Below are 12936 nucleotides of genomic sequence, written 5' to 3'. Positions count from 1 at the left end.
AAAGAGATTGGTAAACTCTTTTTAATGGTCTCTAAGAGGGGATTTTTCATCTTTTTTAACATCTAATTCTTCTTTTACAACATTCCATTTTTCAAGACCAAACTTAGAAACCATTACTGCTTCTGCAGCACCTTTTCCAAGTCTTTTTACTGTGTCCATACCTGTTTCGTCTTCTTGAGCTCCTTTTGCTTTTCCATCTTTACTCCATATTGTACCGCCTATATAGCATCCACCTAATCCTCCAGATACTAACATTTCATGCATTAAGAAGAAATTTATTATAGGAAGTTTTGTTAATTCTTGACCACCATATCTAGTTCCACCAGTAGTTATAGCTGCTCCAACTTTATTTTGAAGCTTTCCTGGATGAACTAAATACATAGGACGAAGTCTATTAAATACTGCTGTAAGTTGAGCAGTTATATTCATATCATACACTGGAGAACCCACTATAATTCCATCCGCTTCTAATATTTTTTGCTCTAATTCTTGTATGTCATCTTTTATGATACACATAGTTTCTTTTCTTATACATGCATCACAATGTACACAAGGACTTATTTTTTTTCCTCTAACTGACCAGTACTCAGTCTCTATACCAGGTATAGTTTCAGCTTCTTTCAAAGCTTCTAATACTGCATATTCTGTTGCTCCTTTACGTGGACTTCCACAAATACCTAATATCTTTGCCATAACAATATCTCCTCATCAAATAAATCTATTTTTATTGCTTTCTATAATTTTAATAAAGTTTCATTTTAAATTTGAATTTTTATTTTAAGCTTTATTATTTTAATTTTATTGGCAATGAATGTATCTCTACATTAGTTGCATCATATACTGCATTTGCCACAGCAGGTGCAACTGGTACAACAGCACATTCACCAATACTCTTACCACCAAATGGTCCAGCTTTTTCATAACTATTTACAAATGCAACTTGACACTTTGGCATATCGACAGTTCTAAATAATTTATAATTTTTAAAATCAGTAACTTTAGGTCTTCCTTGCTCATCAAAGGCTAACTCTTCACTTAACGCATAACCTAACCCCATATGAATTCCGCCTTCTAATTGACCTTCTAAATTTAGAGGATTTATAACTCTACCAACATCATGTACGGCTACAAAATCGACTACTTTTACATCTTTAGTTTCTTTATCTACTAAAACTTCAACAAAATGTACACCATAAGAAGTAAGACCTGCCGGAGAAGAATAATCCTCAACAACTGTCAATTCTCTCAAAGACTTACTTTGACTATATACTGCAACATCAGATAATGATGCTTTAATATTTTCATCAAGTTTACTGATTACATATCCATTATCTAGATATAACTCTTCTTTTGAAGTTTCAAGTAATTTTTCTGCTTCTTCCAGTATTAAAGTCTTTAATTTTTCTGCTGTCTTTTTAGCTCCTCCACCTTCTACAAATACACCTCTACTTGCATAATCTCCAAGATTAAATGTACATGCATCAGTGTCTGTTTCAAAAGTATCAACTTTATCAGGAGTTATTCCCAAAACTTCAGCTACCATCATTGTTTGCATAGTTACAACACCATTACCCATATCATGTGCTCCTGTAAGTAGTGTTAATGTGCCATCTTCATTTAATTTAAGAGTCAATGTGACAACATCTCTATGTGCACCAAAAACTCCATTACCATGTGCACCTATTGCCATACCTATACCCCTTAAATAATTTCCTTCTTCTTTTGGAAGAGCTTTCTTCTCATCCCATTTAAACATTTTTTTACCTTGTTCAATACAGTCAAGAACTCTAGGATTTCCAAGAGAACCGTGGAAGATTATATCAACATCATCTGGTTCTACAGCATTCTTATTTTGAAAATCTACTAAATCCATACCTATTTTCTTAGCTATTTTTGCAAATTGAGCTTGTTGAGCCATAAATATTTGAGGTGAACCATAACCTCTCATGGCTCCTGCTATTGGTGTATTTGTATATACTGGTATTCCAGTAAATTTTATATTTGGTATTTTATAGACTTTAAACACTTTATGGCTAAGTGCGCCTATAACATTTAAAGCACTTGATGCATATGCACCTGTATTTGTATATATTTTTATCTCCTGTGCTATTACTTCTCCATCTTTATTTACACCAGTTTTTAGTTTTACAAAAGACCCATGACGAGTTCTTGTTGATATCATAGACTCTTTTCTTGTAAGAACCATTTTAACTGGTCTTCTCGTCATTTTTGACAATGCTGCTGCTACTGGCTCAATTGTCATTTCTAGTTTTCCACCAAATGAACCTCCAATAGCAGGTCTTATAACTCTTATCTTATTTAATGACATCCCAAAAATTTGAGATAATATTATTCTGAAACCAAATGTGTTTTGGCAAGGTGTATGTACAATTAATTTATCATTATAATCATAGTGTGCAATTACACTGTGAGTTTCTATTGCACTATGATGTATAGCAGGAGTAGAGTATTCGTCTTCAAAGATGTAGTCACATTCTTTAAAACCTTTTTCTACATCTCCACCATTTATATTATTTTGAGAAACCATGTTTGAATCTCCATGTATACATATAGCATCTTCTTTTATTGCATCTTGTATAGTAAATACAGCTGGTAATTCTTCATATTCCACTTTTATAAGTTTTACAGCTTTTTCTGCTATTTCTGGTGTCTCTGCTGCAACTGCTGCTACACGGTCACCTACAAATCTAACTGTATCTGAAAAAATAACTTCATTTTCAGGTATATTATGTTCATAAAATCGTAAAGAGCCATTATATTTTCTCTGTGATGTATTAAGATGAGTAGCTATGGCTCTAACTCCAACGATTTTCTCAGCTTCACTTGTATCTATACTTTTTATTTTTGCATGTGCTACAGGACTTAAAAGCATTTTAGCATGAAGTGCATTTTGAGGTTTCATGTCCGCTACATACTTCATTTGACCAGTAACTTTTAAAGCTGCATCTTTTAGAGGGTATGATTTTCCTATGATTTTTTCCATAACTATCTACCTCCTAATCTAGCTGCAGATAATTTTACAGCTTCTATAATTTTTATATATCCTGTGCATCTACAGAGATTTTCTTTAAAAGCCTCTCTAATTTCATCTTCACTAGGAGATGAATTTCTATTTAAAAGAGCTTGTGTAGTTATAATCATGCCAGGAGTACAATATCCACATTGTACAGCTCCAACTTCTATAAAAGCTTCTTGTATCGGATGAAGATTTTCTCCATTAGCAAAACTTTCTATAGTGTATATAACTTTATCTTCACAGTTCCTTGCAAGAAGTTTACAAGATTTTATATCTACTCCATCTATCAAAACTTTACATGCTCCACAACTGCCACTATTACAACCTTGTTTCGCTCCAGTTAGATTTAATTTTTCACGAAGTACATGCAAAAGAGTTTCATTCTTTTCAACTTCTACTTCATACATGTAATCATTAATATTTAATTTTATTTTTTCCATTTTCTCCTCCTACAGATAAACTAATGTTGTAATAGAATATTATTACAAGCTTATTTTCATATTAGTATAAGCTATTCCACTTATGTCCTTCCATTCTATTAGTTACATTAGCTCTTTTACATAATTCTTCTGCTGCATGCTGAGCATTCAATAAGACTTGTTCTTCACTTTCAATTGTAGTTACTCTACCATTTTCAAGTATTATATTTCCATCAACTAAAACACTTTCTACATTGTGCATACTAGCTGAGTATACCAAAGTTGATACAGGATTGTGAAGAGGTATTGATTTTGGAGAAAGCATTGAGTTAAATATTACTAAATCAGCTTTTTTTCCTACCTCTAAAGAACCTATTTCATCTTCCATTCTAAGAGTTCTTGCCCCCTCAATTGTAGCCATTTCAAGAACTTTTTCTGCAGAAATTGCAAGAGGGTCGCAGTTGTTTACTTTATGTTGCAAAGCTGTTAATTTCATAAGCTCTACCATATCTTGTGCATTGTTACTTGCTGCACCATCAAGACCTAAGCTTACATTTATCCCTTTCTTTAACATTTCTGGAACAGGTGCAACTCCAGAAGCAAGATACATATTACTTGCAACGTTATGAGAAACTTTTATATCGTACTTTTTAAGCATTTCCATGTCCTCATCAGTTATACATACACAATGCACTGCTACAACTTCTGGGCCTACTATTCCCCATTTTTCAAGTAATTTTATATCTATTTCCCCATGTATATCTTTTGTTGCTGTTCTTGCAAATTCAGTTTCAGAAATATGAACCGTGAAGTATGAATCATACTCTTTGACTATATTCCAAAGCATTTTACCCATTTCTTCAGATATAGCCCACATTGAAGAAGGTGCTACACAAATTTTTATTCTTCCATTTTCTGAATTGTGATATTTTTCAAATACTCTTCTCAAATCTTTTTCAACCGTTTCCACATCTTCTATAAGCTCTTTGTGAATACCTAAATCTATACAGCCTCTACCCACTACTCCTCTTATACCTAAGTCTTTATATGCTTTTACTATTCCATCTGTAAGTCCTGGTCTATTATGTGTATGCATATAATCAACCATTGTAGTTATACCACTTTTTAAACCTTCCATACATCCAAGCATTGCAGCATCATAAGTATCTTGTTCTGTTAAGAATTTTGCTGATGGAAACATCATTGTGTTTAACCATTCATGAAGTGCCATGTCGTCTCCTAGACCTTTTAATAATACTTGGAATAAATGATTATGAGTGTTTATAAATCCAGGGAATATCACTTTTCCTTTAGCATCTATAACTTTTTTAACGTCAGGATACTTCACCTCAACATCAGCTGTATTTCCTATATCTAAGATTCTGTCACCTTGAATAGCTATTGCTCCATCAAATATAACTTCTCTATTTTTATTAACTGTAACAACTATTGCATTCTTTATTAGTATATCAATCATCTTAAATCCCCCTTATTTATACTTTCATTACAACATTTTATCACATAGCTTTCTCATATCATATCTAATACATTTATCCAATATTTTCCTCAAGATTTGAAGTAACGTTTTCAGCCTTCTTACTTCCTTTTAGTTTAAATAGTGTTTGAAGTAATATAGCTATTATTGCTCCAGAAACTATACTTGAGCCTCCTAGAACAGTTCCAATTGTCGCTGGAAATTGGTCTAAAACTTGTGGAGCAGTTGTAAGACCCATGCTTGTTGCTATAGATACTCCTGCTATAAGATTGTTTTCTTCAGTAAAACCATCCATACTCATAATAGAGAAACCAGACATCGCTATTGATGAAAATACTACTAAAGTTGCTCCACCAACAACACAAGATGGTATAGTTGTCATTATTGCTCCTAGTGCTGGAGATATTCCTGCTAGTAATAATACAAGTGCTCCTAATGCTATTACGAATCTACTTGTAACTTTATTCATAGATACAATTACTGTGTTTTGGCTGAATACTCCAGTTGGAAGAGCTGCAAATAGTGATGAAATTATAGAAGTTACAGAGTTTCCTAAAACAACTGATGATAACTCTTCATCAGTTACCTCTCTGTCCATTGCACCTATTGTTGCTATTGTACACGCACCCATCATATCAGCTATACCTATTATGTAAATAATAGTAAACATTACTATTAACTCTGGTCTAAATTCCAATCCAAAAGCTGCTGGTGTTGGTAAAGATACTATAGCTGCACCTTTAACTGCAGAAAAATCAACTAATCCTAAAACTAAAGATATAGCATATCCTACTAATATCCCAATTAATATTGAAGAGTTTTTAACTAAGCCTTTACCATACTTATTTATCATTATTATTACAAAAGCAACTATAACTCCTACTATAAAATTTATTGGACTTCCAAACGTTTGTGCACCTTCTCCTCCTGCTAAATTCTTTATAGCTGTTGCAAATAATCCAAGTCCCATACATGCTATTATAGTTCCAGAAACTATAGAAGTGAATATATGTCTAATTTTCTTAACTGCAAAGCCTACAAAGAATACGATTACCCCCGCAGCAATTTGTGCTCCAAATAAAGCTGCTAAGCCATCTTTAGCTGCTACAGAAAGACAAGCTCCTAAAAATACATAACTCATTCCCATCATTACAGGTAATCTTGAACCTAATTTAAATCCTTTAAATAAAGGTATTGGATATAATTGTAAAAACGTTGCCAAACCTGCTGCTAACATAGAACCTTGAATCAACATCGTCGCTTGCCCCTGGTTAAGTCCTACCACGTTTGCTATTAATATTGCAGGCACCATATTTCCTACTATCATTGCTAACAAATGTTGTAAAGCTAAAGGTACCGATTCCTTTAGTGGTGGTATCCCATCCACATCATATTTTGAAGTATTACGTGTTTTCATAAAATAAATCCTCCCATACATAAATATCTTGACTAAATATTTTATAATTATTTTCTATAAATATTTTTATGACCATGAATTTATTGCTCAACCGATAACCACAGCTAAACTGAGCTATTTTTATAAAAAATTAACAAACGTGCAAATATACCCTCCCCGATTTTCTTTTTGACTAAACATTAAATGTCTGATGTATACTCTTTATTAAATTTCTTATTAAAATGAATAGCTATCTGAAGTAATCTAACAATCTCATAATAAGATAATTTAAACAACCCCTTTAAATTATCATTTTTTAATTAGCCTTTTCCATAACAGCTCTTTCTTTAGCTTCATCTTCTAGACTTTTATTTGGTATTATTAGATTTAAAACAAATGCAACCAATGTCGCAATTACTATTGGAGATTCTCCAAATACTAATTTTATAAATGGAGGAAATGCTTCCTGTGCTGCTGGAACTGATGTTATTCCCATACCTAAAGCTATTGCCAAACCTACAATAGTAATATTCCTTGATGACAATTCTTCTGTAATAATTAACTTTATACCTGTCATTGTTATCATACTGAATATAGATATTGTAGCTCCTCCTAAAACAGAGTATGGTATAGTTGTCATCAATGCACCAAACTTAGGTACAAACCCCGATAATAACATAAATATACCAGCTATTCCAAGTACAAATCTACTTATTACTTTGTTCATAGCTACCATACCTACATTTTGACTATATGATGATGGTGGTAAACCTCCAAACAAAGCGCCTATCATAGTGCAAATTCCACTTCCTATTACTCCACTTGACAATTCTTTATCTGTTATATTTCTATCCATACCTCCCATTGTAGTAGCTGACAAATCTCCAATTGCTTGAACAGCATTGATTATACTTACAATTACTACAGAGATTACTACTGGTATATCAAATTCCAATCCGAATTCAAGTGGCTTAGGTATAGCAAACCAAGCTGCCTCTCTAATAGGGTCAAAATTTATTATTCCCAAAACTAAAGATACACAATATCCAACTATAATTCCCAAAAATATTGCTGCCAATTTTGCATACCCTTTTGCAAATTGGCTAAGACCTATAACTACCACTAGTGTTATAGCTGCTACTGCCCAATTTTGCATAGAGCCATAAGTAGGACTATTTACACCACCTGCCATATAATTTATTGCTATAGGATATAAAGATAATCCAATTGTAAAAACTACTGTTCCTGCAACTATATTAGGAAAAAATTTTCTTATCTTTTTTATAAATATTCCTATTAATACTGTAGCTACTCCCCCTATTAATTGTGCACCCAAGATGCTCGCTAGTCCGTAACTTCCTCCGACTGCTACGAGTGTTGGCACATAAGTAAAGCCGACTCCAAAAATTATAGGCAATCTTGAACCAATATTTCCTATTGGATATAGTTGTATAAGTGTTGATATTCCAGCTATTATTAATGCATATTGCACTAAAAGTGTTATTTGTGTAGCACTAGCACCCACAGCTCCTCCAACAACTATAGGTACTGTAACAGTTCCAACTATCATCGCTAGTATATGTTGCATTGATAGTGGTAAACACTTTAAAATTGGTGGCCTTCCATCAATATCAAACATAGAAACACTTTTTTGATATTTACTCAAGGTTATCACTCCCAACTATTTTTTAATGACAGTTATTATTATCTCACACAACATCCTTTCTTTTTTTATTTTGCCATCTTAATTTAATATGAAGCAATTATAATGCCAATATTTTAACAAAATTGTTTTACATATATAATTTTTATTATATTTGTTAGTATTTGATAATTTGATAAACCATTTCTTTTTTTAAATTCTTTTAAATTTTTTTTATTTTTGGATAATAAAATCTTATTACAAAAAAATCACTTGGAAAATAGTTTTTCAAGTGATTTTTATCAATTTTATAATTTCAAATTTTAGAATTGAGAATTAAAAGCATAATTACTATACATCTATCTTTCTATACAATGTTGCTAGCGATATTCCAAGTTTTTTAGCAGCTAACTTTTTAGATTTAGTATCATTTCCATAAAACTTTAATACCTTTTTTATATATGCTCTCTCAAATTCTTCAAGGGTAAGTATATCTTGTTCCATATTTATCTCATAGTCACTTTCCTCAAGCAACTTTATATTTATTTTGTTTAACTTAAAATATTCAAGTATCTTTCTATTTATTATACCCTTATGTATTATCCCATCTTCCTCAAGAAGATTTAGAGCTAATTCTATAGTGTTTTCTAATTCTCTTATATTTCCTGGCCACGGATATTTAAGTAGCATATGTTCTACATCTGGCTCTATATGGTATACATTTTTCTTCATTTTCCTTGAATATTTATCTATAAAATTATTTATTAATATTTGTATATCATCTCCCCTTTCTCTAAGAGGAGGCACTTCTAGAGGTATTACATTTAATCTATAATATAAGTCTTCTCTAAATTTATTTTCTTTAACCAACTCAAATAAATCTCTATTAGTAGCTGATATAATTCTAACATCTATATCCATTAATTCATTTGAACCTATTCTTGTAAACTTCTTTTCCTGTAACACTCTCAAAAGCTTTGATTGTAATTGAATTGGCATATCCCCTATCTCATCTAGAAATACAACTCCTCCATTAGCTAATTCAAATTTACCAATTTTGCCTTTTGAATCTGCCCCACTAAAAGCTCCTTTTGTATACCCAAAAAGTTCACTTTCTAGCAAGGGTTCTGGTATAGCAGCACAGTTTATAGCAACGAATGTTTTATTCCCTCTGTTTCCTGCGAGATGAATGGCTCTTGCTATTAACTCTTTTCCAGTGCCACTTTCTCCAGTTATCGCTACAGTAGAATCACTATTTCCAATTTTACAAATTCTATTCTTAAGAGCAAGCATTACATCAGATTCTCCAATTATAGAGTCTACTGTTGTTGTTCCCCAAATATTGTATACTTCCATTCCACCATACATTACTGAATCACTGTGTTTATCCATAAAATATCAACTCCAAATAAATATTATATATAATCATCATTCAAATTATCTATTTAATTATATCATAACAGAAAAGCTTAGTTATAATTTTACAATAATATTTTAATTTTCAAATGAAGCTTAATAAAAAGTATACCTACTTAAATTTTAATTTAACAGGTATACTTTCTTTATTTTGCAAGCATTCTATATTAAATAAGCAATTGCAGTGCCATATTTAATATCTAAAATAATTTCCAAAACTTTTCATTTATTACTTTTATATAGTTCTTGCATGCTTAAAATTATTTATTACTTTATACAATGTATTTTTATTATTTTTATTATTCTTATTTTTAAAATTTATAATTAAAAATTATTTTTTTCAAATCAGATATGGTATTTTTTATGTCATCCAATCTTACAGTTTTTGCTTCTATAAATTTACCTTTAAATGACTCCAACAATTTCCATGAGCTGTAATTTTTATCTTTTTTGATACAAGGATATAATAATATACATCTTTTTGCATTTTCATACGATGTTATATATGCATACATCTGATATATATCACTTGACCTATAGAAAATATTTGAATCCACTTCAATAGCTTTCCATTTTGTATCAATTATGATTTCAGATTCATATTTTGAATCATATAAAACTATATCGGGCCTTAAATTAAAAGTTTTCTTTCCTGTTTGTTCATTTTTTAAAAGGAACTTACTTTTATCTTGTATATAAGTTTCTCTAAATTCATTATTCCATATACTTTTTATTAAGTTTCCTATATATTCTTCATATAAAATGTTTATTTCAAATAATATAGAAAATGCATCTTGATTATTTTCGCTGTTATCCATCGATAAATTTAAAAGTATAAGTTTGGCCAATGAGTAACAATCTTTAAATCTATCATTATTTTTATAAAATTTGTAATCTAATAGTTCTTCTCTATTTATATAAGCTAAATCTACATTATAAAAATAACTCAAAATTTTTTTTATCTTATTTTGAATTAAATTATCATCTATTCTACATAAAATAGACATACATGCCTTTTTTAAAACTTGATTCAAAAAATTATTTTCGCTATACTCATCATATTCACATTTTATTTTCATTGGAGATATATTTTTTTCTCTTGCATATTTACTTATTAATATCTTACCTTTTACAACATTTGAATTATCTATCTTATTTATATATTCAAAATAAATCCCTCTCTTAATTTGCATTTGCATACTTTCAATAAAATACAGAACAAAAAAATTCATGAGATTATAATTTTTTAAACTTGATTTTATATTTTCGTTTATTATAATTGGAATCTTATTACATGTAGAAAGCATTTGTAATAGCATTTCTCTATCTTTTACAGTATTATTACTTAATGACAGCTTTGGAAGTATCTCCAATATTACATTTTCAAAACATATAACTCCTACATAATTTATGAATCTCAGTTTTTTATATCTGATATCTATTATATTACTCTTTAATACATCATTATTATTATCCAAATATTTAAGTAATTTTTCATATTCAGTTTCTGTGAGCTCATTTTCACCATTACCTACTTTTATCCATTCATAAGTTTCCTTTACATATATATTTTTACTCATATATATTTTTTAACTCCTCAATAGATATATTTCGTTTTATATAATAATTAACTTTACTTTCCATTATTGATGAATTATTATTTTTAAATAATTTAGATGCTGTGATTTCTTCCTTATAAACAATATATTTATCCTTTTCATTTTTACCTATACCACCTAAAATAAGTCCTACTTTTTCTGAGTCATAATAGAAATATTCTTGAAGAAGTGGTATTATTTTTTTTCTAAATACGACTACTATATCATCAATATTTTCTACATTTAGTAAGTAAGCCTGTCCAATAACATGGTCTCTATCATATAAAAACTCTATTCTCTTATTGATTGTATACAGCATATTTTTAACATCTATTCCATCTACAACAGGCAGTAACTCATAGTCTGGCATAATTTCTTCAAAATCAAATCTTCTTCTCAAAGCTATATCTAAAAGAGCTATGGATTTATCTGATGTATTCATAGTACCAATTATATATAAATTTGGAGGTAGGGAAAATTTTTCTTTTGAATATGGCAGTTTGACAATAGTTTGATTTGATTTAGTAAGTCTTTTATCATCTTCTAATAATGTTATTAATTCGCCAAATATTTTAGAGATATTCCCTCTATTGATTTCATCTATTATTAAAACATATCTTTCTGATTCTTCAAAATTAAAGTTCTCAACATCTTCTATATTATCAAACACCAACATCTTTTTTCTTGCCTTTATATCTTCTATAGTTAAAGTATCTTTTTCTAGCTCAAAATTTAACTTCTTTTCAAGTTTCAACCCATCATAACATGCTTCTATAAATATGTCCTTCAATATACCATCTTCTGGCTTAAAATTACCTTCACCATCAGACTTGAGACCTTCTATAAATTCTTCATATCCATATGATTGATGAAAAGTACAAAATTCTACATTATTTTTATAATCTACATAACTTGTACAATCATTATTTTTTAAACTAGTTTCATTTATTAAGTTATAAGCTATTTGTTTTGCGTTATATGTTTTACCAGTCCCTGGTGGACCATAGAGTATGGTATTTAACGAAATTTTATTAGTATATCTTTTTATATACTTTTCAACTAAATTATTATTTTCAAAGATAACCCATGCATTTCCATCAATATTCTCTTTTTCATTTTCTATCCATTCTACAGGTAAAAAACATCCACCTTCTGAAGTAGTTATTTTATCTTTATCAAAACCTTCTTTAACTTGACAAACACCAAATAAGCTTTTCATTGTATGGTCATTTTCGTAAATTACTTTTTCGCTATTATATACTAGAATATAATCATCTGTATTTATATTTTTCAAGTTTTCTAATTGTTCTAAATTAGTAGGTTGAATAAATAGTTCTTCATTCTCCACACACTTATCTACATCTATATAATAATAGTTTTTTAGGTACCATTTATTATTGTCACTTTCTTCTATTCTTTTTTTTAATGATTTATTATCTTGTAATTTAATAATGTCTAAATATGTATTTATATCTTCATTATTTAATTTATAAAACTCACTAGTATATATTTTACAATTTAAAACTGTATCAAATGTGTACATCCATTTTATAGGTAATGTATGACCCAAAATATGACTTAATTCATAACCATTTTCAAAACTTTCTTCAACAATACCAATAAGGACACTATACTTAATTTTTCCTTCTACATTTTGATATGCCCTATATAGAAAATAATCTCCTTTTTTAACTGACATAAATTTTTTTATAAAATCTTTGTCATTACAGTTCTCATTAATGTATTTTTCGGATTTTTTTCCCATATTAAGTACTTTTTTTAAATTTATTTTTATATCAAATTCTAATGCAATTATGCTTTCTTCTTTAAAAACTTGTGGTGTATCTGTCTCTTGATAAAAAAATTCTTCCATTAACCAATACTCTGTAACATTTATATTTTCAGACATATACTTCTCCTTAATATCTAAAAT

At 29.5% G+C, this 12936-nt stretch carries 9 protein-coding genes; all 9 read right to left on the bottom strand.

Translation table 11 applies throughout. The annotated features are described in order from the left end of the window. Positions 1 to 21: 21 nt before the first annotated feature. A complete protein-coding gene (locus tag KGF45_RS00625; RefSeq protein ID WP_003424384.1) occupies positions 22 to 693 on the bottom strand; it encodes a flavodoxin family protein in 672 nt (223 codons plus the stop codon). Between the two features lie 94 nt (positions 694 to 787). After that, a complete protein-coding gene (locus KGF45_RS00620) occupies positions 788 to 3004 on the bottom strand; it encodes a molybdopterin cofactor-binding domain-containing protein (protein WP_227841595.1) in 2217 nt (738 codons plus the stop codon). A gap of 2 nt (positions 3005 to 3006) precedes the next feature. After that, positions 3007 to 3477 (bottom strand): (2Fe-2S)-binding protein, encoded by a 471-nt coding sequence (locus KGF45_RS00615; RefSeq protein ID WP_227434737.1) that lies wholly within the window; start codon positions 3475 to 3477, stop codon positions 3007 to 3009. A 61-nt stretch (positions 3478 to 3538) separates the two neighbouring features. Then, the gene (locus KGF45_RS00610; RefSeq protein ID WP_227840342.1) at positions 3539 to 4933 is read right to left on the bottom strand and encodes an amidohydrolase; all 1395 of its coding nucleotides are present in this window, start codon (positions 4931 to 4933) and stop codon (positions 3539 to 3541) included. Positions 4934 to 5006: 73 nt separating this feature from the next. Beyond that, positions 5007 to 6368, bottom strand: coding sequence for a uracil-xanthine permease family protein (locus KGF45_RS00605; protein WP_227434739.1), 1362 nt, complete (start codon positions 6366 to 6368; stop codon positions 5007 to 5009). Positions 6369 to 6663: 295 nt separating this feature from the next. Then, positions 6664 to 7986 (bottom strand): uracil-xanthine permease family protein, encoded by a 1323-nt coding sequence (locus tag KGF45_RS00600; protein WP_413840489.1) that lies wholly within the window; start codon positions 7984 to 7986, stop codon positions 6664 to 6666. 354 nt (positions 7987 to 8340) lie between these two features. Next, entirely contained in the window at positions 8341 to 9381 is a 1041-nt protein-coding gene (locus tag KGF45_RS00595; RefSeq protein ID WP_227829400.1) for a sigma-54 interaction domain-containing protein, read from the bottom strand. Positions 9382 to 9716: 335 nt separating this feature from the next. After that, positions 9717 to 10985 (bottom strand): McrC family protein, encoded by a 1269-nt coding sequence (locus KGF45_RS00590; RefSeq protein WP_227841593.1) that lies wholly within the window; start codon positions 10983 to 10985, stop codon positions 9717 to 9719. Further along, complete coding sequence (locus KGF45_RS00585; protein ID WP_227841592.1) at positions 10978 to 12912, bottom strand: AAA family ATPase; 1935 nt, start codon at positions 12910 to 12912, stop codon at positions 10978 to 10980. Before KGF45_RS00585 ends, KGF45_RS00590 begins: the two co-directional genes overlap by 8 nt. Between the last annotated feature and the right edge of the window lie 24 nt (positions 12913 to 12936).

Origin of the sequence: Clostridioides sp. ZZV14-6154 (assembly GCF_020657785.1) — a bacterium.
In the GTDB taxonomy this organism is placed as follows: domain Bacteria; phylum Bacillota; class Clostridia; order Peptostreptococcales; family Peptostreptococcaceae; genus Clostridioides.
The sequence above is the reverse complement of the archived record's forward strand: the minus strand, read 5'-3'. Positions and strand labels throughout refer to the sequence as shown.